This window comes from Gammaproteobacteria bacterium CG11_big_fil_rev_8_21_14_0_20_46_22 (genome assembly GCA_002796245.1).
Lineage (GTDB): Bacteria > Pseudomonadota > Gammaproteobacteria > UBA12402 > UBA12402 > 1-14-0-20-46-22.
Genome location: PCWT01000051.1, coordinates 88,260 through 111,201, shown reverse-complemented (window position 1 = coordinate 111,201; position 22,942 = coordinate 88,260). Strand labels below are relative to the sequence as shown.

The following is a 22,942-nucleotide window of genomic DNA, read 5'->3' as shown; positions in this document are numbered from 1 at the left end:
GGCAGGCGCTGGCTCGCTCAGTCTGAACCGGTTGAGCTTGGCGAAGGTCTGCTGCCTATGGGGGAACCTGTTGTGTGGTTTTGTGCATCCGGTGTATCTGATCTATCTGAGGCAAGAGAGCCGCGTCTCTCGTTAAAAAAACACATGCCTGTAAATGGCGAGAACTCTGGGGGTGGTGTGGTTTCATAGAGCGCAAGTCGTGCTTCAAGTGTACTTAGCCTCCTTTTAAGTTCTTCATTTTTTTGCTGTTCATTTTTCTTGCTCTTGGTGAGTTCATCGACCTGCTGAATCAGTGTTAAAATGAGGCCGTCATAGTTTTCGCTGTTTGAGTTGGCCGGTGGTGGTCGATCAGCAGGTGAAGCAGAGTTATTTGGCTTTGTTTTATGCAGCTCATGATGTGTTGGGTGCGCATTGTTTAAAAGCTTTTTTTGCTCTGAAAAACGTCTTTTTAAAGAGGTGTGCTGACTTTGTAATGTGACGACTTGGAGAATCCACGCCTGGTTTTGAGCGGCGGTGATGGCGAGCTCAGTTGCGTGTGTTTGTTGCAGGGCTGCTGTGGCTTCCTTGTGCTCGTGTTGGCTGAGGCTGTATGCCTGCTCCAGGCGTCTAATTTTGTGTAGTGCTTGAGAGTTTTCTGCTCGGAGTTCAGTTAATCCCTGTTCTAGTTTTTCTATGGTGCTCTGGGCCTGCTCAGTCTGAGCTTGCGCAGCCTGAGCATTGCTTTCGTTCGCGCTGTTTAAATTGCGTTCTACTTGTGCTAACTGAGCTTCAAGCGTGCTGATGCGTTGATTTTTAGCGGTGAGCTCTCTTTTAAGCGCTGAGATTTCAGACAGCTGTCTGTTAGACCTCACTAGGTGCTCGTCTGCCTCGCGAGTTTGTGTGGCTCGTGAATCGTCGAGGCGCTTTTTAAGGTGCTCGATGGTTCTATGGAGCTCGAAAGGGCTTTCTGTATTAGCTTGGACACCTGTCGCGGCCGGTGGAGGCGCTTGGCTTCGAAGCGCGAGGGCTCTTTGCCCGAGCTGTTCTCGCCGTTTTTCTTGCACTAGACGGTCTTGATCCGCTGTGAGGGCCTTGTACCTTTGTTCAGCTTTATTTGCGTCTATTTGTCTGCGTTTTTTGCCCGTCCCACGGTGCTTTGTCATGCTCATATACCTCGTTGTTTTATTATTTTGGATGTGCATCATGCGATTGAAGTTGCAAGGTCATGTTGCTTTTTAGGCTGTGCCCGCAAACTATCTTACGGTTTGGCGTGCTCGGGTCAAGCGTTTTTGCGTTTGCGTCGCGTGAAAAGGCTCGCGATAAATACGATCACAATGAATAACATCACCGGTGAATTGCCCCAAGCCACCCAGGGCGTGGCGCCGCGATAGCCGGTTAATGTGCCGGTGAGAATGGCCGTTTTAAAGCGCGGTGCGCGTTGAGTGATCTCGCCTTTCGGGCTGATCACCGCGGTGATGCCGTTATTGCTCGCCGCGAGCAGCGGTCTTGCCGAGGCGATGGCTTGCGCGCGTGAAATTTCGATTTGTTGGCTGGCCGCGGCTGAATCACCAAACCAAGCATCGTCGCTGATCACCAGTATGATATCGGCGCTTGGTAAGTCGGTGCGTAGCAGTGAGCTGTAGGCAATTTCATAGCAAATGAGCGGTGCAATGACGAGGTTGCCCACAGTCAGCGGTGCTGGGTTGGCAGGCCCCGGCACAAAATTCGACATGGGGATGTTGAAAAAATTGATGAGCCCGCGCAGATAGTTATCGTAGGGTAAGTATTCACCAAAGGGCACCAAGTGGCGTTTGAAGTAATAGCCGGTGTGCTGGCCGAGCATGAGTAGGCCATTGTAATAGTCTTCTTGGTGAGCCACCGGCATGCCCGTCATGAGGGTGGTTTGGTGATCTTTAGCCAGCGTATGGAGCTGGTATAAGTAACCACCCGCATAGCTTGCCGGAATAGGCAGGGCATTTTCCGGCCAAACCACGAGCGTATTGTGCTTGAAGTATGGGGTACTGATGCGGCGGTATTTGGCCAAAATGGCATCGACGTGGTTCGGGTCCCAGCGCAGGCTTTGGGCGATATTGCCTTGCACGAGTGCGAAGTTCATCGGTTTGCCAGGCAGCTGGCCACTCCAGCTGATGGTGCGGCACAGGCCGCCGAGAGCGAATATAATTATAAATAAAAACAATGAAGTAATTCTTGTTTTTAATGTGATCTGTGATTCAATGATTGACACCAATAAGGCGCTGCACAGCGCGACAATACCGCTGGTACCCAAAACACCAAAGAGCGGCAAATAACCCGCCAAAGGGCTTGCGACTTGACTCGTGCCCAGCTGTAACCAGGGAAAGCCTGTGAGCACCCATTCAAACAGCCAGGCAAAAAAGAGCCAGCTTGCTGGAAAAAGCAGCACAAACCAAAGCGCTAAACGGCTGCGGTTCAGCCAGTGAAATAGGACGCCTTGCACACCAAACCAAAAGCCTAAGAAGATCACAAACAGTGCGGTGAGCAGGAAGGCGAGCACGGCATTGGTGTTGCCAAACTCATGTATACTGATAAAGACCCACCACACGCCTACGGCAAAAAAACCTAAGCCAAATAGCCAGCCGCTGATGAAGGCTTGGCGGGCATTTTGTTTAAGCCAGACGTGTAATAAAACCGCAGGGCACACGATGGCCAGCGGCCAGATACCGTGTGGTGAAAAGGCAAAAGGCAAAAGGCAGCCTGCGATCAGCGCAGATAAAACGTGTGAGATCGTCAGGCGTTTCATGCTAAGCCTTGTCTGCCCAGTAACGTTGGTTCATGCGTTGGCAATAAGCCGTTAAATTCGTTTTTGATAGCGCATGGGTTTTGATTTCAGATTCAATGGGTACGTTCATCAGGCCCACTAAGATTGCATGTACGCAAGCGTCGATACTGGAAGGCTGCTCACCCATGAAAAAGGTTTTGTCGCCGAGAAAATCGGCCAGGGCGTCGATGTCTTGCTGGCACAAGGTGATGATTTGCTCGTGGGTGAGGCGACCAAGGCCCGCGCCATTGAGTTGTGCGCGCACATTTTTCTGCAGCTTTTTAGGGATGAAAAGACGCAATGGCCAAGGCAGTACACTAAACCAATCTTGGCAAAGTCGCGAGAAATTCTCAGGCATGATCCATCGGCTATACACCATGCCCCAATATAGATGTTCTTCGATCATGCGGCCAAAAGCGTGCGCCGTGGCTTTTTCGCTGGCACTTAAGTGACCATCTAGCGGCTGGCCATGAGTGTTTTCCAGGTGAGTGATGATCAGGCGACTGTCGACAATCAGCTTGCCGTTGTCTTTGATGGCAGGCAGTTTGCCGTTAGGCATCTTGCGCGGGTCATTGGTGTAGCCGTTTTGATACGGGATGCTCGCCATTTTGAGGTAGGTTTCAAGCTTCATGCAAAATGGACTGGCATTGGGAATATTCCAGGCCGGGTAAAATTGAATGAGTTCAATCATGGGCGACTCCTGTGTGTGGCGAACAGTGTATGTCTGCCGGCAGGTGAGTGCAAGCGGCTTTAAAGGCGTTTCTCTATGGAGAGATTAGCGATGATCAGCTTGAGTCACTGCTTGCTGAAGGTTGGCATGAGCCGTATTTTTACCCGAATACGCAGCTATTTAATCTGATTCATGAGCTGCTTGCTCAAGATCGGGGGCAATAGACCCCCGTCACCTTGATGTTCACGCTATTTCGTTTACACTGAGCGCAGATTGTAAGGAGGGAGCACTATGCCATCATTTGATATTGTGTCAGAAATCGATCATCACGAATTAACGAATGCTGTGGATCAGGCGAATCGCGAAGTGAGTCAGCGGTTTGACTTTAAAGGCACGAATGCGAGTTTTGAGCACACGGATAAAGAAATCACATTGAAGGCGCCCAGTGATTTTCAGGTCAAGCAAATGCTGGATATTTTGGTGGGTAAGCTGATTAAGCGTGGGCTGGATGGTCGTTGTTATGAGGCAGGTGATATCCACACGAATTTAAGTGAAGCCAAACAAGTGTTGACCTTGAAGCAGGGTATCGATCGCGATCAGGCGAAAAAACTCACGACATTGATTAAAGACAGCAAGCTTAAAGTGCAGGCGCAGATTCAAGGTGAACAAGTCCGCGTGACCGGTAAAAAACGTGATGATTTGCAAGATGTGATCGCGATGTTGCGTGAGGCGAAAATTGATTTTCCCGTGCAGTTTGATAACTTTCGAGACTAAACCCGGGTTATCCTCGCTGCTTTTTTTTGCTCAAAATTCGGCACATTTTTTATATCCTTAAGTAAATGGCGGCGCTTGGAGCACGCCGCATCTTCGGGTTGACGGCCTGGTAAAATCTGGTATCGTGTTTTTTCAATCAAGCGGTAATGTTCCAGTGATTCACACAGACGTCCTACAGTCTTATTGTTATTGGTGGCCTGCCAGGGCCTAATTTTTTCGTATCCGCGTTTTCTTTCATTTTTTATTAAACGACTTTGGGACAATTGTTATGTTGCTTAATCTTTTAAGGTCTCGATTGAGGCAAAACCCGCCAGGCTTTTATGTGGTGCTCTACACCGAGATGTGGGAGCTCTTTGGTCGTTTTGGTATCACGGCCTTATTGGTGCTGTATCTTACGCACACCTTTAATATTGCTGACAGCCACGCGTTTAGTGTTTACAGCACCTTTATGGCGCTGATTTTTGGCACACCCATTGTGGGCGGTTATTTGGCTGATCGCTACTTTGGCTCGCGAGTGGCCATTATTTTGGGGGCGAGCCTCATGACGATCGGCAATGCCTTAATGGTATTGCCTGCGCCAGACGTGGTGTATATTGGCCTGGCCATTGTCACCGTGGGGTATGGCTTGTTTTTACCCAGCTTGCCGCCTTTACTGAGTGCAATGTACAAAAATAATGAACATAAGCGTGATGCGGGTTTCACCTTTTACTATTTAGGTAAAAACGTCGGTGCGTTGTTGGCGCCGATTGCTTGCGGCTTTGTGGGTGAGCATTTTGGCTGGAACTATGCCTTTATCTTAAGCAGTGTGGGGATGGCCTCGGGTTTGCTCGTTTTTATCTTGGGGCAAAAACACTTGCAGGCGTTTTTCCGCATGCCCAGTGCCACAGGGCAGGTCACGCCACACAAGCGTTTCAAATCGAAAACCTTGGTGTATGGCTTGCTGGCCTGCATGGTGCCGGTGTGCTATGTGATGTTGTATAAAAATTTAGACACGAGTTTGATGGTGGTCTCGTTTGCCGTTGTACTACTCATGATGGCGCGATTGCTTATCAAAGGTACGCAGGCTGAGCGCAAAAACTTGCTGTTAATATTGATCGGCATTATAGGTGTGATCGTGTTTGAGGCCATGCTGAATATGGGCGGTACCACGTTGAATTTGTTTATTCAGCGTATTATTGATCGCAAGGTGATGGGTACGACGATTCCGACCTCAGCGTTTTATGCTTTGGATCCCATTTTTATGTTGATCATCGGTCCGTTCTTGGCAACACTTTGGGTGAATTTATCCAAGCAAAAGCGCTCACCCTTGGTCACGGATAAGTTTGCCTTGGGTATGGCTATGCTGGGTTTGGGCTTCTTGATCTTCGTTTTCGCGGCGAAATCAGCCTTGGTTCACGGTCATGCTTCACCGTTTTTTGTGGTGGTAGCGTATTTTGTCTTCCCGATGGGTGAGTTGTGCATGGTGCCGATCAGTTTGGCCTTGGTCACGAAGCTCGCGCCCAGGGGCAAGGAGACACTGTTGGTCAGCATCTGGATGTTATCGAATGCCGTTGCCGGATTTTTAACCGGCGTGCTGTCAAAATATGGTCAAATCTCGTTCAAGCTGGACTCTCAAGCGGCCATTTTTAAAGCCTGCCATATCTATGAAACGCTGTTTTTGAACTCAGCCATTGCGCTTTTCGCGTTTGCTGGTATTTTTGTCGTGTCGCGAAACGTGGTGCGGCGTTATCTTTTAAATAATGAGGAGTTAAACCCATGAGAATCAAGGCCTTAGTTGCTGCTATTAGTTTAGCCACCGTGAGTACAGCGGTGCTGGCGGCCGATGGCTCAAGCAAGGATGCGGCCGCCCTAAAAGAAGTGACCCAAGAAATGCAGGCCATGCAAAAGCAAATGGCTGCCTTGCAACAACAAGTGGGTACTTTAAAAGCTCAGCTGAAACATCGGCAACACGTCAACCGTGCTCGACATAACACCACAGATGTGAAAACAGAATACGGTCACCTTAAGGGTGCTCAGAAGCATTATGTGGTGAACACGCCGGGTTATGTTCATTTTGGTAACTCTGTGGTATTGGCGCCAGCGACAGGTGTGCCGGCTCACTACGACGGTTCTAGCTTTATTATTAATGCGCCAAGTATCAATGAAAATATTGAGTTACTTAACCGTACGAAGAAGGCGATGGAGTACTACAAAAAAGAAATGGGTGAATGGCCATCCTTGCCGCGTTTGGTGTTAAGTGGTGACGTTGTGGGTATCGCTCAGTACTCAAACACGTACCAAGGTAAATCCAACAGCGATATCGATTTGACGGGTGCGGACTTAATGGCGCAAGCTGTCGTAACGCCGTGGGTCTCGGGTTTGATGGAGTTTTCGTATGATAACTCTGCGGCTGTGGATACCGATCGTGGTTTAGATAATTCACGCATTTACTTAAATCAAGGTTACGTGACGATTGGTAACTTTATGAAGTCGCCGATTTTTGGCTCCTTGGGTCAGTTGTATGTGCCATTTGGCCGCTATTCAAGTATCATGATCAGCGATCCGCTCACCAAATATTTGGGTAAAACCAAAGCGCGTGCGCTGGAAGTGGGTTACCGTTCACAACATGACAACCGTCCTTACGCCGAAGCCTTTGTGTATCGCGGTGCGGCCTCGACAAGTTCTGACCCGCGCATCAATAATGGTGGTGTGGATGTGGGCTACAATGGAAAAGTCGGCAAGTTTACGGCGAACGTGGGTGTGAGTGCGGTACGCAATATGGCCGATGTTGATGGCATGCAAGACACGGGTTCTTCAGCTGCCTTTACAGGCTTTAATCAAAGTTCAACGGCTGAGAATATTGATCACGTCGTGCACGCGGCTGATGTGCACACGAACCTGGGTTATGGGAATTTCACCGTTTTAGCTGAGTACTTAAGTGCCTTGCGCCGCTTCTCTGCGAATGATATTTCTTATAATGGTCGTGGTGCGAAGCCAAGTGCGTACACAGTCGAAGGCGATTACAACTTCCACATGTTAAATATGCCGGTGACTTTTGGTTTGAGCTACGGTCGTTCATACCAAGCGTTGGGCTTTAATATTCCTGAAGCACGTTATTTGGCTGCTTTGCAGTTGGCGATTCGACGTTACACCTTGTTAACGTTTGAATTCCGTCATGACACTAACTACGGTAAGAGCAGTTCGGCCACACACAACGAAGCCGGCACGATTCAAACCGCCTACGATCCGTCTGCGCTTGGTAAGAGCTCGAATGCGATCACTGCACAGTTAGGTATCTACTTCTAATCTTAGGCAAAACCCGGGTAAGGCCCGGGTTTTTTATGCCTTGATCACAAAAGGAGGTTCGCATGGCTAAAGCATTACCATTAGGCAAAATTCATAGCGATTTTCTCGCGGGTTTGCTAAAGCAAATCCCACGCATTGATGACAGTGTGATATTAGGCCCGCAAGTGGGTTGTGATGCGGCCGGCTTAAAACTTCAAGGTGAATATTGGAGTGTCACCACCGACCCCATCACGTTTGCGCCCGATAAACAAGCGGCGCAATACAGTGTCGCGGTGAATATCAACGACGTGGCGTGTTTGGGTTGTCGCCCTAAATATTTTTTATCCAGTATCTTACTGCCAAAAGGTTACACTGATGTGGCTCTGCAAACCCTTTGGCAAAGCTTGATACATACCTTGCGCACTTATCGTATTCAAGCGGTGGGTGGGCACACCGAAGTCACTCGCGCAGTCAATACGCCGGTGATTATCGGTCAGATGATAGGCAAGCTTGAAGCCCCCGCGTTTTTTGATGCGCATAATGCTAAGCCGGGCGATCGGGTTTTATTGTGGAACCCCATTGCGATCGAAGGCACCGCGCTGTTGGCATCAGCTTGTCGCGAGCGTTTAGCCGAGCACATTATCGATGAGCAACTCAATACAATGGAAGGTTTGCTCGAGCGTTTTGGCTTGTGTGTGTTACCGGCGGCCGAAAAATTGTTTAATGCCGATGGCGTGGTGAGTTTGCATGATCCCACAGAGGGTGGTTTGGCCACGGCATTGCATGAGCTGGCCGATGTGGCACAGTGCGGCCTAGAAATTGATGAGCAGGCGATTCCCGTGTTGTCAGAAACACGCCAATTATCTGACTGTTTGGGTTTTGACCCACTGGGGTTGATTGCTTCAGGGTGTCTGCTGATTGTGTGTCGAGAAGATAAGGTGGCCGACATTCAAGCTTTATTTCAAGGCGAGCTGTTGGTTGAAATTGGTGTGTTGACAGAAAGCAGTAAACGCTCTTTAATCAAAGGCAAGACGCGACGCGCACTGCCGCGTTTTGATCAAGATGAAATTGCACGATTTATTTAAGGGGTAAGGCTTATGAAACCATGGATGCTTATTTTTACGTTGGCGTTGGCTGCGTCTGTTGCGGTGGCTGCTGCGCCAAAGGATGCAGCGCAAGCGCCGACTTCAGCACAAAGTGCACCGGTTATCACCGAGCAGCCAGCTCAGCAAAACCCATTCTCGTATTCTTGGGATTGGACCAAAGAAAAGGCCAAGACCGTGGGTGAAAACACGAGTGAGGCGAGTAAAACCGGCTGGCAGTGGACCAAAACTCACGCCAAACGCGTGGGTGAGGGCTTCAAGCAAGGCTGGCACGCGTTTTCCAACACAGTGTCTGGCAAGCAAGACAATGATAGTGATAAGTAGCAATCGTCTTGGGTAGCCTGGAGTGAGCGAAGCGATAATCCGGGTTTGATTTCTCCCGGATTATCACGCCTTCGGCGTTCAATCCAGGCTACTTTTTATCGCTAACGTCAATGAGCGCGGCAATCTTTTGAATTAACCTGGAGATTGCCGCGTCGCTTCGCTCCTCGCAAAGACGGTTGCTACCTTACGAAAACGGAAACCCGCTGCCGCCACCTGCAATGTATAGCGAATGTCTAAGGGATAAAATGGTCAACCACGCTCGTACCGATGCGGTTGACGACTTCACCTGCTGCTGCACCGCTAGCAAAATTAACCACGGTCAGCAGCGGACCTTGAGTGGAAAATTGGTGCGCAAAAGTGGCATAAGGCAAGAAGCGCGTTACTCCATCGCATAGATACGCGGCTTTAGAATAACCCTGCGCCTTTAATTTGCTTGAAAACCAGTTGAACACTAGAGCCCCTGCTGAAAAACCGATATTGACGACGGCCATTTGCACCGTGTCACTTAATGCTTTGAGCAGGCTTTCTGTGGGGCCAGCAGAAAATTCATCGCCAAGGTGTGAGCAAACCCTTGAAACGAAGAACAAGCCTAAACCCGCTGTTTTCCCAATAATGGTTGCCCAAGGGCGCGAAACACCTTTCTTTTCGGCGGCGTATCCAGCCACATTTCCTGTGGCAAATAATGCACTGTTGAATCCTGAGCGCGCAGCAGATTGCGCGACGGTTTCAAACATGGTCGGTGGGAGATATTGGCAAATTTCTTGCGCTGATTTTGCTTCAAAATCTAAATCTTCAAATAGGCCTCCAGCCCCTATGATGTTATGACGAGCGCCATCTTCAGAGCGGCAAAACATGGGGTGAGCGTACAGTTTGATCCAGCCTGCGGTTTCTCCCACTTCATCTTGAATATTGACGATAAAAATAGGTTGTCCGGTTCTTGGGTCTTGCCCAGCAAGCGACGTTTGGCTGCGATAGCTTGAAGTATGTTCAGTCCTTGATAAGAAGAGTGTTAAAGCCGTGGTTTGATTCGCAGCGAAACTTAAGGGTTTGCGGGCAGGTTCTAACGCGGTGCTAGCCGGTTGAGGTGTTGGGCGATCCTGCCTTTCAACCAAGGCCGTTTGACTGTCTCCTTGCATCCAAAGTGAATAATCCTCAACAGGTACGGTGGTTGATAAAACAGTGGCAGTCGGTAATTTACTATTGATTGCAAGTGTAGTGTCTATGTCAGGTGCATCAACGAAATCTGGGGCTGCATTAGCTAATGCAGCTAACTCCTGATCGCTAGGTTCTTTCGCGTTAACAAAGCTGCCGTCCAAAAGAGGTGCGACATACTCTTCAAAATGTGCGCTACTTTGTCGTGTTCGTCCAAAGTTACGTGTCAGAAAAGTAATAAATTCTGGGAGCGCATGTCGTGCTTTTACCCAGTTAATGGCTTGAGCCCAGTGCTTTTCAGTGTCGAGGTGCGTTTCACCATAAAACATACGCACAAACAAAAATAAAGCCTCTAATTGTTCTTTTAATGGGTCTGGTAGGCGAAAGCTGTTCGTATGTGAAAAAGATTCAATATTGGTTTGGTGTATTGCGTTAAAGAGCGCTATAGCACGCTGAGAATTCTGCCATTTTGGGGTGTGTAAAAGTGCTCTGAGGACAGCGGCTTCATGGGCCGAAATCAAGGCGACTATAGGCTCATGAGGATTAGTCGCATCGACTAAAACTTCAACACCTGTTTTTGTCAGTTCTTCAGCAAAGATATTGCTAGGATCAAAATAATTAGTCGTCTCTAAAAAACGATTTGAAATATATACATTCTCTGGAAATAAAACCTGGCTTGCGTTACGCATTTTTGTAAATTCAATAGGTGATTCCCAGTAGTCTGGATTGAATAGAGCTTCCATTGCCCAGCTGGTTTCTTCGGCGGCTTGGGTATTGGTCGCAACTTTTTGTTCTTCTTCTTGCTGTTGATTCACCCGAACAGTTTGTCGATTTCTTTGATGTTGTTGAGCACTAAGGTCGTCGTTCAGTAGCGCACCTGCAGGTAGCAGGTCAATACGGGGATTGTTTAAAAGCTTGTCTAAAGCCTCATTTTTTTCTCCTATTTTGTTGCTTTTGTTTTCCGTTGTTGGATTTGTTTTGACACCTTCGTAGCCTGGTATGTTGGGGTTTTTCATCAATGCTCGTGCTTTTCTTGCGGCATGCATCATTTTATTTAAGGCTTTTTCGAGTTCCGGAGGTAATATCGCACCCTCAGGGATTAAGCTATTAAGGGTATCGTCAACTAAAGGATCTTCTATAACCTCTATTTGACTTAAAAACTCAATTTGCTCTTGGGCGCTGTTTAAAAATACCTCGCGCGTTTTAACCCAACGAGTTGGTAAGCCATAACGCGCTTCTGCCGTGAGTGGATTTTCACGATATTGTCTTTTAAGAAGCAGGGCGAGATATTCTTTTCTCTTGGGGTCGAGAAGAGATAACATGTTTTTCTGAAGTTCCTCGAATGACGAACCCTTTCCGACACTTTCAATTTCCTGTTGAATAGCAGAAAATAGGGTATCTTCTTGATTATTGATCGAGGTTAATATGATCCAAACCATTAGGTGGTCCAGTGTGATGACTGTTTCAGGGTATATATCTAAGAAGCGCCGAATTTCTCGCGCAGTTGATTGGTCAATCACTAGATGAAACCCATGCCCGAGCTGGATCTTTTGTGTATTGGTTTCTTCAACCAGGCTCATTAAATAACGGCGCATTCGACCAATTGCTTGTAGTAGATCAGCAATATCATGCACTGATTTAACCACAACTAAAGCTTCTGTGCCGTCGGGGTGGGTGATATCAATTCCACGCACAAAAGGATTGGAGTAAAAGGTGATCGAATTTTCTGGATAATCACCCAGTGCTTTTGGTTCTTTATCAAAACGATATAAAACCATTTTTTCGCCCGTTTCATCATCCAAAAAAATAGCTGCCTGAACATTCTGTGATCCTGTCATGCCGAGTATACGTTGGGCTATTTTTAAGTTGGGTTCATCTAAAATGCCTGCTGCATCAATTAAAACACGTTTGCCAGAAGTGATCTGAGTGCACCAATGATCCAGCAAGGCTTCTGTTGACAGCTCAGAAAGCACATGAGTGGCTTGATTGTTTTTCTGTCGGAGGTAATGAAAAACCTGGCCAAGAATTGTTGGGTTTAAAATGATCTCCATGCGGGTCGGTAAAGGCCCCAGTGTGGCAGAAGCGCCATTAAGTATTGGGTTAACAAGGTCATAGGGTCCGTTATAAAATTCTAAGGGGTAAGTTCTTAACTCAGTGCTGGTATAAGCAAGCAGGAAATGATTAATAACCTCAGCGTTCATCGAGAAAGCATTCATCAGCAAATGAATGTCATCTGGATTGCTTAAATCAAATAGAGATAATTTGAGTTTATGGTTTAGTGTGGCAGTGTCAACCGTGGTTACCCACGTATTAAAAAGTCTTTCTGATTCAACCTCCGCATGATCGGGGACGAGTAGCTTCTCTCTTTTACGTTGTTCTAATAGATCAGTAAATAAACGCACTAGCTCATCTTGACGTAAACCATAATCATAGTGATCCAATACAGTAAAAAGAATCGTAATCAGAGGATCTTTAAAAAAAGTGTCACGTCCTATAGGCTTTGTATCTTCTCGAGGCTGAGATAATGTGCTGTTCTCATCATAAATCACCTCCACTTCAGGGGAGTCTTTTTTTCTGACAGAAGTCACATATCTGCCAAAATCTTTTCCGGGTTGTTTGGAAAGGCAATGAGGTAGGCCAAGGTTGACAGCTGCCTTGCCTAAGGCGAGAAAGGATCGAAGGTTTTCTATTTCCTTTCTTTCTTCTTGAGATGTCTCTGGAGAAAACGATGAGAAAATATCTGTCAAAGTAAAGGCTCTTTCAGTGGTAGGCTTATCATGAAGATATTGAACAATATGGGTTTTGTGTTCAGCTAAGTAAGCTTTCAGCTTTAAAGAGGCATTATCACAAAGGTAATTAAAATATTTTTCGATTAAAATCGGTCGTAAAGTTTCGTGGTAAAAAGCTTTATGTTGAAGATAAAAAACAACGGGGGTATGGTCATTTTTGCGTGTTTTTAACTGAATACCTTGCTCATGCCTTGCTTGTAACAAAGCAAGGATGTCAGGATCTTTAAAGAAGCTTAGGAATGTTTGACTGATTTTCCAGTAATACAAGGGCAAAATCTGTGGCGCCCCATGAGTTAATTTTGTTTCACTACAAGGTGAAAGAAGGCGGTCTATTTCATCGGCAAAGACAACACAATCCCCGAGTAGCTTAATGACTTCTTGATGTGTTTTATAATCACACTCATATTCATCGTGCCCCTGGCAGTCAAAAATAATTTGTGTATAAGCAATTTTTAAAAATTGCCAGTATTCATAACTCATCACAATGGCTTCTTTGCGTAAAAGGACATCCTGTAAGTGTTCGAGCTCTTTTTTGATATCGCTGACGCCGGGGAAAAATTGAAAAGTCGCCGCACCTTTGCCTAATGGGTAAAGCTGTAATCTGAGCTTTGCAATCGTAGAATCTACTAGTGTGTCTGGCACAAGAATAATTAGTGATTTTTGGGCTTGCTGCCGTGTAAGTTCAACTAGAACCGGGAGGAGGGTGGACTTGCCATCACCCGTAACAGCCTGGAAGAACTTGGCATCTTCCTGCCTAACGGCATGAAAGAGCTGATACTGTGCGGGTCGAAGCATAAACCCTTCTCTGGCTTCGAATGCTAAGAGTAAGTGTGCAAAAGGCTCGGTTAATTGGTAGTGGCGTTGTTGTTTAATGATTCCACCAATCTCTTGTATCATGTCTTCAAGTTGCTGTGGATTTTGATTTGTCAATTTATCGAGTTTTTGTGTCGCCAAATTGAGTTGTGCGAGAGTCACCAGAGTATATAGATACTCTGCAATTAAAACATGTAACGCCGGTATTTTTTGGTTAATATTAGGTGTTTTTGGCAAAACACGCTTATAAGTTTCTATGTCTGCTTCATTAAATAATCTAATTAAAAAGGCATCATCCAGTGGTTCATAAAAGCCAAGCTCTCTTTCGAGCGTATGCTCAGTAAGGCTTGGGATATAAGCCTCTCCCGTTTGACGAAAAAATTTTTCAATGGCCTCAAGCAGCTTCTTTCGTGTTTCTTCAAGTTGCGCAGTAAAATCAAGTAGCGTTTTGGCTAGCTCGGACGCTGTGTTTTTTAGTGTCAAGCGAGGGGCTTTTTCTGTTAAAAATCTATGAGTTGATGCTTCAATTTCTTGAAGCTGTGTTTGGGCCATCGGGTGTTCAAGCATAATGCTTTCTGCTTCTGAGCCTGACGTGATCAATCTGGCAAGTGATACTTGACTTGATTCTTCATGAGGGATTTCTTGAAAATGTTCCCTAAAAATATTTTCCAATGGGAAGGTAAAGCTTGGAAAGTTGACTGTAGCCAATACAGTGCCATTAACAGGGCGGCGATGGTTTTGAGAGTGTCCTCTATCAATATCGACGTAAACTATTGAGTGCTTCTTTTCTAGTTGGGTCATCAGAATATTAATACTGCTGGTCCTACCCAAAGGCTGTGGCTTTATATACGCTGCAGGAATGGCTTGTTGGGACTTCAATGCCTCATATCTAAGGCTAAGCATAGGATTTTGAAGTAATAAAATAGAAGCTTTACGCATTGTTGTTAACAAAAAGAGCTCTTCTTCCGCGCTGAGTTTTAAGTCGGTTGAGATATAAGTGATTGAATCAATATAAGCTAAATAAGCCTCTACTAATTTTTGGTCAAATTCATGTTGGTGCTTGTAGTTAAATGAATGAAGAGAAATGAGTGATTGTTGGTTGAAATAAACAAGATAAAGCTTTAGGCGCAAGGTTATTGCTTCTGGCTGCATGAGAGTTGAAAAAGGTTGCTGAAAGAGTCTTGTGAAATAAGGAAGCGCTTCGGTACTAATGCAGGGTCTATCCTGATGTAAATAGACCAAAAGCCTATTTGCTTCAAAGTATTGCTGATCGGCTAAATAGATGGCAAACAAGTGAAATAACGCTTTTATATCGTGAGCTTTATGAAATAACTGGTGATCACTGTTAAGTGAGTAAGCAAAAAACTCCCTTTTTTTTGGCGGGGAGCTTATTAACTTGAGTTCATTGCTTAACTTTTCATATCCGTTTCTTTTTAACAGCGACTTAAGCCAGTATATCTCATCAAATGTAAAACCTAGGTTTTGATAAAGTTGATTTTGGCTGTACTCATGAATATTGATGGCTAAGATTCTTTCAACTGTACCTCGGTAAATATAGTCACGTTCTGGATGCCAAAGATTAGTTAGGATGGCTTGTAAATGCGTTACATAATTTGGTCTGAAATCTGCAAGTGCAAAGATTGGGTCATATTGAATTAATTGCATTTGACCTGTATAGCTAGTTGATTTGATCGAATCATCTGGCATTAATACATAATATTTTCCTGTTGTATTTTTTACGACGAGATAATTAGTAAAAGTTCGGAAAAGAGTTCGAAATTCTTGCTGATTCGAGACCGTTAATGCCTCTGAAAAATAGGGGTGATTTAAAATTACAATTTCTTCGTTATCTTGCTGTGTAACCGTGAACCGTAATCCAAGGTGGGGGAAATACATACGTTTCGCATGATAAATCCCTTCGCCCGGGCAAAAGTTTCTAAACAAAGCATGAGGTTCGGATTGGATGGCAGACCCATCAGGCTTCCCGTTTTCGTCAACAAAATAAACATCGACGTTTGAATTGCCTTTTTCGCCTGACAACAAATGTTCTGTTTCAATTGATATACGTTGGATGTCTTGATCAAGGGAATGTTGGTCTCGTTCAAGACCCAATGCTCGTGATTCTGAAATATTCGGGCTCACCTCAGAAAAGAAAGCAACGAAGTTTTCTCCTCCCATGGTTGAGACAAATCGAACCTCCTTCGTTCCGTCGGCCTTACGCACAGCAAAATATTCAAATCCGCTTTTTAACGAAGGGGGTAATCGACTTTGTGTAATGACTGAGTGAGGGATGACCTGCCAAATGTCTTTTCTTTGACGCTCTTGAATAATCAGCCCTTTATTGGCCTTAAAAGTAATTAACTCCTGAATCGAGATGGGTAGGTTATATAAATGATCATTGATAAATTTTTTTCGTAACGCTGATTTATAATGCCTGCGCCTTTCACTCCAAGGAAGTGTGCTCTGATATAGGTCATCATTATTCCAAAGGAGTTTTAAGATATTTTTTTCTTCATCAGGTTTTAGGGGTTCTTTGAGATGAGTGAGCGCTAACACATATTGATAGTTTTGGATTTTATTAAAAAATTGGCTCACTTTGGGAAAATAATAAATAGTATAACGTTGGTCTGAGTAAATTAAAATTTCCCCATCAAGAAAGCTTTGCGCAGGGGCAATGAGCATATGTGGGCGATGTTCAAAAAACCGCAAATAGTCTGTGTGTGTTGAAATTTCTTGGGGCAACTGTCCAAAAGGAAGGTGATTTCTTGTGAAGCGCCCAGAGCGCGAGTCAAACTCACACGAGGGAACGCTCTCGGTTAATGATTCGCATAAGGTTTCATGTGGTTCGCTTTCATTATACCTAATATTAAACCGCGCATCTGGGCCAAAAAAAGATGATAATAATTGCAAAACTAAGGGTTTAAGCTCCACATTTAAATCGAAATGCTGCTGGTAAAACTCATGCATGACGGTGACTATAGTGAGATTTTCTTCTAAGCCAAGCTCGATATTGCCTACTTCTAAAGCTTGAATCTCGACTCGTTTCAAATAAATTTCTTGATATGATCCCGCATAAACCAACAGAGCCAGTTGATCAATCAGGAAGCTCATTCGCTCAGAACTTGACAATCGTTCGTCTTCTAAAAATCTGGAAATTTTCTGAACCTGACAGAGCGCAAGCGCGTGAAAATTTCTAATATCGTCACCCGAAGAAGCTTTTAATTTTTCGATCTGATCCAGCGTGACTTTTAGCCACCACAGGAACTGCCGATAAATTTCTCTATGGCGACTGTTTTGAGAAAAATCATCTAAGACGTTCTCAAGAAAATCATGCAGAGACGGTAAGAAAGCAGTGGATAAAGAAAGCTCTTGTGCTAAGAGACCGGGGTGTTCACCCGTCGCTAAAATCGGTTGGCGAATTTCTGAGAAAACCGCGGATAGGTACTCTAATAGCCTAACATTTTCACAAGCAATAGGGTGCGATTTAAGAAAATTTAATAGTCTTACCATCTGAAGATTTGGCTCCTGCCGAAGTTGTTGGAGCTCTAAATGCAGGCTGTGCGGCAGGCTGATTTCTTGTCCTGCCAGGCGATACGTGTCCAGAATGGTTTGATTTTCAGGTGGAAGATCTTTATCTATAACTAATCTAGAGGAAAAACGACGCGGAATAATTTTAAACGCAACGGCATCGATTTTGCGATTTTCTGTGCTTTCTTGTTTTAAACCTAACAAAAGATTCGGAGATAAACCACTCAGTTTGTCTAAAAAAAAGAAGCGTCCATGGATGAAAAACGATCCGCTTGGATCATGCTTTAATCCTTGTTTAACCATCAAGGATAAATATAATAATCGTGCATAACGGGGTTGAGGCGTGTCTTCTTTTGTAATGGCTACCGTATGTAGATTGCCAAAGAAATCGCCCAGTGATTTGATAACTGATGTCTCGTGAAAATTAGTCAGCATCCGAAGATCTAAGTTCGTTGCAAGGTCTTCTTGTTTAAGTGAGGTTTCATTGGAAAAATTAAATACAGGCCGGCTGTTTCCTTCGCTTAAAGCTTGTAAAAAATATAGTGATTGATGATAACGTTTGATTAGGGGGGCATCAGTTGCAGAAAAGTTTGCCAAGAAAGATTGAAGTGAGCGTGGGTCTTGATCGGTTTCGATAAGGATGAAAAATACACCCTCTTTAAGATATTGACTCAGTGGGCTTGTTTCGCGCAAGTTTAGACGCACTAATACGGCATAAGCTGATACAAAAATGATGTATTGGTTAATGAGTGGTGCGATCTGTAGCGCGGATAATCCCGTATACTTTTTGACTAACAAACTAATGCGGGCGGAAAAAAATTGGTAGTCACTTAGTATTAGCTCAAATAAAAGCACTTCAATCTCAGCAAGGTTATTTTCCGGAACCTTTGCCCAAAAATCATGTTCATCACCCTTGATGGGCGCTGGGAGTGCGCGAAAAAAATCAGCCAAAAGAATGTGCTGAAGATGTTGGGCGTTATCTGAAAGTTGGTTGCTTAAAATTTCTCGACAAGCTGTTATTTCCTGCAATTTTCGGTGTAAATTCTCTGGAGACAAATCTGAAAAGGTGGGGTAAAAAGGCAAAGAGGGGGCGCTAGGAGCCCTGAGCACTTCTTGAGGAAATTGTATTACGTCAACATAGGAGGGAAGCTGTGGCGGTGTCGTGGGCGCAATGTTAGTGTTTTCCAGAAAATCGAGCTCTTTATTGAACACCTTGATAGCATTCCTGTTTAACCAGGCCACGGTGTCTTGATAAACTTCTGCTGATATTTTTTTATTTGTATAAAGCGCTTTAGTTTCCAGAAAAAATTGTTTTAAGGAGCTTTTGAGTAAAAAAAATGGTGCTTCTTCAGGCGTCTCCTGGCTAACCTGTCCATCATGCGTATTCTCTGCTTTTTGGCTCTCTTGAAAGATGTTAAACGCCTCTGCCAACAATTGTTTTTTTAGCAGCCATAAAATTTGTTCGAAGCACTCCCTGTCAGCGCTTAAAACCTCTGAAAAATAGTAAGCTTCAATAGCTTGATACCAACAATTTCCTGAGAACTGTGGAGTGATTCTTCCTTCGATTAATGCGGAAGCAGAGTCAGCTTGGTCAAATTGATCATGCGAAGCTTCAACCTTTTCACACTTGATATGAACGATTTTTTGGCTGAGAGAGTAAAGGCGGCTTTCGTTTAGCAACTCTTTAAGAAGCCCGGCTTCTTCAGGGGTAAAGGCCATCGTTTTATAGTCATTACGATTAATGTTAATAGCCTGAATTCTTTTAAACAAGGCCTCTTGCTGATTGTTTAATGTTTTTTGTAGTGTTTCGGTGAGTGTTTTTAATGTTTGAATATCCTGAGCGGAAAAGTTCATTAGTGCATATGAAGTAACACCTGGATGATCGCTATTTTTTAGCTCAGTAAGCTCGCTTGGTGATAGGCAGTCATCATATTCGAACTTGAATAATGAAGAAATTTCCGGGATCTGTGGAACAAGATAAGTTTTAAACAGGTGAGTCCTTTCTTTAGTTGAAAAAAAACAACTCGACGGATAGCATTTGATTTCTGAAGAAAGATATTCCCAAAGCGCATCAGGCAATATGTTTTGTACTCTCGAAACCCAGGGTGTTGCATAAATTTCACTTCCCAAAATAACTCGCTCACCTTGCTCAAGGCCCGCCCCAGTGGTTAAATAATCAATCGAAAAAGTGCCGCCAGTTTTTTGAATTCTGGCAAGCATCGTATGACCCGGCAAGCCAACGAGGCTATACCCTGTTGGTATAATTAATTTATCTCCATCTTTTAGCTTTTTCACTTCCTCCCTGATGTTTTCCATCATTTTTTCAAAAAATCTTTTCTTTTCTCTTGGTTGGCTTTGTTGGACGAAAGCGAGCTGGTGCGCGATTTCCTCTGTTGTTTGAATATTTTGTACCGCTGTTTTTATATTAGAATAATGCTTTCCTAATTTTTCGTAAAAACCTTGCGCCGGCGCCTCGATGCGTTCTTCTAATAAGTTTACCAAAAACAAACGCCAGAGTTTTAAAGCAATCCTCGTGTTTCCACCCTCCCAAGAGGTGCCTCTGGTATACATAGGTGCAGTGACACCTGCAAGAAGTTTTGCTATTTCAGAATGGTCAAATTCGTGAGTAAGGCAGGTTTGTATTTTTGTCATAGTGGAAAAATCTTATTTTTAAATGGGCTAGGGTATCCAGAAAAGAAAATGCACCCCCGTGTTTGATTGATTAGCATTAATTGAGTAGAAGATCTCTTTATGTTTATCGCGAAGAGCTTAACAAAAAAAGTTAGGGGGCAATCTTGGGTAGCAACCGTCTTTGCGAGGAGCGTAGCGACGAAGCAATCTCCAGGTTGATTCAAAAGATTGCCGCGCTCACTGACGTTCGCTCGCAATGACGTTAGCGATAAAATGCAGTCTGGGTTGAGCGAAGCGATAACCCGGGTTTCGATCATGAAAACGGAAAACCGCCGCCGCCCATCGGTGGCATGCCGCCACCTTGCCCCATCATGCCTTGCATCTGGCGCATCATTTTCATGGCGCCGCCTTTTTTACTGAGCTTTTTCATCATTTTTTGCATTTGAGAAAATTGCTTCAGCAAGCGGTTAACGTCTTGCACCTCCGTGCCGGAACCCGTGGCGATGCGTTTTTTACGTGAACCGTTGATCACATCCGGAAAGCGACGCTCTTTGGGTGTCATGGAATGCACAATGGCACGCATGCGCGCGAACTTTTTATCGCTGAGTTGTTGTTTGACTAGCTCAGGGTCAATGTTAGGAATGCCGGGCAGTTTGCTGATCAGCGAGCTCATGGAGCCCATTTTTTCCATTTGTTCCATCTGTTCTAAGAAATCTTGCAGGTCAAAGGTTTTACCTTTTTTAAATTTCTTCGCGGCTTTTTGCGCTTTGTCTTTATCGATTTTCTGTTCGGCTTCTTCGATTAAAGAGAGCACGTCACCCATGCCTAAAAGGCGAGAGGTAATACGATCGGGGTGGAACACTTCAAAGGCGTCGGTTTTTTCACCGGTACCGATGAATTTAATCGGTTTGCCTGTGATTTGACGCACAGACAAAGCAGCACCGCCTCTAGCATCGCCATCAATTTTGGTGAGCACCACGCCGGTGATTTCTAAGGCGTCGTTAAAGGCTTTAGCCGTGTTGGCCGCGTCCTGACCTGTCATGCTATCGACCACGAACAAGGTTTCCGTGGGTTTGATGGCTTTATGCAGCGTTTTGATTTCATCCATCATGTCGTGATCGATATGCAGGCGACCGGCTGTATCGACAATCACCACATCGATTTGTTCGCGTTTAGCGCGCGCGATGGCGCGCTCAGCAATCTTCAAAGGCTTTTCGCTGGTTTCGCTGGGCTCAAAATGCAGGTCTAAATCATTCGCGAGCGTTTCGAGCTGTTTGATCGCCGCAGGGCGGTAGATATCCGCGCTCGTGACTAGCACGGATTTTTTATACTGATTTTTCAAAAAACGACCGAGCTTGGCGGATGTGGTCGTTTTACCCGAACCTTGAAGGCCGGCCATGAGGATGACGACAGGTGGGGCGGCGTTGAAATTAATGTCAGCCTGCGTGCCACCCATGAGTTCAGTCAGTTCGTCATTAACAACTTTGATCAGCGCCTGGCCCGGGGTGAGGCTTTGCATCACCTTTTCGCCTAAGGCTTTTTCTTTAACACGTTCGATAAAGTCTTTGGCCACCGGTAGGGCGACATCGGCCTCGATGAGTGAAACGCGCACTTCGCGCAAGGCATCTTTGATATTATCTTCGGTTAAACGGCCACGGCCAGTGAGGGATTTGACGGTCTGGTTTAAGCGTTGGCTTAAATTATCGAACATGGTGCGGCTCTCTTGGCTGAAAAATGAGGCCATTCTACCGGTTTGAGCTTTTGACTGCAATGCGAATGGGGTTCAATCCGGGCAACATTTGTGCCATCATGAGTGCAGTTCATTGGGGGCGTGGCTTGTGGTACACATGGGGTTGGTGATGACATTGCTGGTGGCGATTGTGCTGCTGGTGATTATCTCGGGTTTTTTCTCAAGTTCTGAAACCTGCATGATGGCGCTTAACCGCTATCGCTTGCGCCATTTGGCCAAGCAAGGTAATCGTGCGGCCAAGCGTGTGGAAAAACTCCTGGAAAGACCTGATCGTCTGCTCGGGGTGATTCTCATCGGTAATACTTTTGCCAATATTTTGGCGTCGAGCTTAGCAACTTTCTTGGCGGTGTATGTGTTTGGCAACGCCGGTATTGTGGTCGCCACGATATTACTGACCTTGGTGGTGTTAATTTTTGCAGAGATTGCGCCGAAGACTGTGGCGGCCATGTACCCCAGCCGTTTGGCCTTTTTTTATTCTCTGCCGCTGACCTGGGTGATGTGGTTGATTTACCCGATCGTGTGGTTGGCCAACACGATTGTGAATGGTTTCTTGGGGCTGTTTCGCATTCGCGTTAAAGGTCACTCTGAGGGCGCAGAAAGTTTGGATCCCGACGAGCTGCGCACCGTGGTGGATGAATCCCCCGATGCGATGTACGGCAAATCCAAAGACATGCTCTTAGGTATTTTGGATTTGAATAAAATCAAAGTGGAAGATGTGATGTTGCCGCGCTCGCACATTATCGGCATTGATGTAAACCAATCCAAAGCGGCGATTATCGAAACCTTGATTCGCGCTGAGCACACTCGTTTCCCCTTGTATCGCGATAATCTTGACAATGTGCTTGGTATTTTAAATTTGCGCGATGCGCTGCGTTTGCTAGGGCGAAACCGTTTTACGAAAAAAACGTTGGTGCGCGCTTTGCACCCTTCCTATTTTATTCCCGAAGGCACACCGTTGATCACGCAATTAAGCAAGTTTAAGGGCCGCCGACGTCGTAGTGCCTTGGTGGTGGATGAATACGGCGATATTCAAGGCATGGTCACACTCGAGGATATCTTGGAAGAGATTGTGGGCGAGCTCGATAGCGATGTGGCCGCGATCAAGCAGTCCATTACGCCGATTGAGGGTGATGCTTACATTGTCGATGGTAATGTCTATTTGCGTGAGCTGAATAAATTCATGCAATGGACCTTGCCGATCCGCGAAGCCAAAACCTTAAGCGGCTTAGTCGTAGAAAAACTGCAAGCGATTCCTAAGCAAGGCGATAAGGTCACTGTGGCCGGCTATGAGCTTGAGGTGATTTCAGTGCAGCACCGTAAAGTGGCGCGGGTGAGGGTGGTGAAAACGGCCTAAGGCGTTATAATGAG

At 45.4% G+C, this 22,942-nt stretch carries 11 protein-coding genes; 6 read left to right on the top strand and 5 right to left on the bottom strand.

The features are described 5' to 3' along the window. Positions 1 to 17: 17 nt before the first annotated feature. From COV52_07260 to COV52_07250, 3 genes are all read right to left on the bottom strand, one after another. On the bottom strand, positions 18 to 1,142 hold the full coding sequence (locus COV52_07260; protein ID PIR10832.1) for a hypothetical protein: 1,125 nt from the start codon (positions 1,140 to 1,142) through the stop codon (positions 18 to 20). 116 nt (positions 1,143 to 1,258) lie between these two features. After that, positions 1,259 to 2,758, bottom strand: coding sequence for an apolipoprotein N-acyltransferase (gene lnt, locus COV52_07255; protein PIR10831.1), 1,500 nt, complete (start codon positions 2,756 to 2,758; stop codon positions 1,259 to 1,261). A gap of 1 nt (position 2,759) precedes the next feature. Continuing rightward, positions 2,760 to 3,467 (bottom strand): glutathione S-transferase, encoded by a 708-nt coding sequence (locus tag COV52_07250; protein PIR10830.1) that lies wholly within the window; start codon positions 3,465 to 3,467, stop codon positions 2,760 to 2,762. Between the two features lie 270 nt (positions 3,468 to 3,737). On the opposite strand from COV52_07250, the gene COV52_07245 reads away from it, so the two are divergent. From COV52_07245 to COV52_07225, 5 genes are all read left to right on the top strand, one after another. Continuing rightward, positions 3,738 to 4,220 (top strand): YajQ family cyclic di-GMP-binding protein, encoded by a 483-nt coding sequence (locus COV52_07245; GenBank protein PIR10829.1) that lies wholly within the window; start codon positions 3,738 to 3,740, stop codon positions 4,218 to 4,220. A gap of 268 nt (positions 4,221 to 4,488) precedes the next feature. Then, complete coding sequence (locus COV52_07240) at positions 4,489 to 5,979, top strand: hypothetical protein (protein ID PIR10828.1); 1,491 nt, start codon at positions 4,489 to 4,491, stop codon at positions 5,977 to 5,979. After that, on the top strand, positions 5,976 to 7,505 hold the full coding sequence (locus COV52_07235) for a hypothetical protein (protein ID PIR10827.1): 1,530 nt from the start codon (positions 5,976 to 5,978) through the stop codon (positions 7,503 to 7,505). Before COV52_07240 ends, COV52_07235 begins: the two co-directional genes overlap by 4 nt. Positions 7,506 to 7,567: 62 nt before the next feature. Beyond that, positions 7,568 to 8,569 (top strand): hydrogenase expression protein, encoded by a 1,002-nt coding sequence (locus COV52_07230; GenBank protein ID PIR10826.1) that lies wholly within the window; start codon positions 7,568 to 7,570, stop codon positions 8,567 to 8,569. A 12-nt stretch (positions 8,570 to 8,581) separates the two neighbouring features. Beyond that, positions 8,582 to 8,911 carry a hypothetical protein gene (locus COV52_07225; protein ID PIR10825.1) on the top strand — a complete coding sequence of 110 codons (330 nt, stop codon included), beginning with the start codon at positions 8,582 to 8,584 and terminating at the stop codon, positions 8,909 to 8,911. Positions 8,912 to 9,144: 233 nt separating this feature from the next. Here COV52_07225 and COV52_07220 read toward each other — a convergent pair whose 3' ends face one another. Continuing rightward, positions 9,145 to 19,845: a hypothetical protein gene (locus COV52_07220; GenBank protein ID PIR10824.1), complete on the bottom strand. Its 10,701-nt coding sequence runs from the start codon at positions 19,843 to 19,845 to the stop codon at positions 9,145 to 9,147. Between the two features lie 292 nt (positions 19,846 to 20,137). Beyond that, the gene (locus tag COV52_07215; protein ID PIR10867.1) at positions 20,138 to 21,535 is read right to left on the bottom strand and encodes a signal recognition particle protein; all 1,398 of its coding nucleotides are present in this window, start codon (positions 21,533 to 21,535) and stop codon (positions 20,138 to 20,140) included. A gap of 136 nt (positions 21,536 to 21,671) precedes the next feature. Between COV52_07215 and COV52_07210 the strand changes: the two genes are divergently transcribed. After that, positions 21,672 to 22,928, top strand: coding sequence for a magnesium/cobalt efflux protein (locus COV52_07210; protein ID PIR10823.1), 1,257 nt, complete (start codon positions 21,672 to 21,674; stop codon positions 22,926 to 22,928). Positions 22,929 to 22,942: the final 14 nt, after the last annotated feature.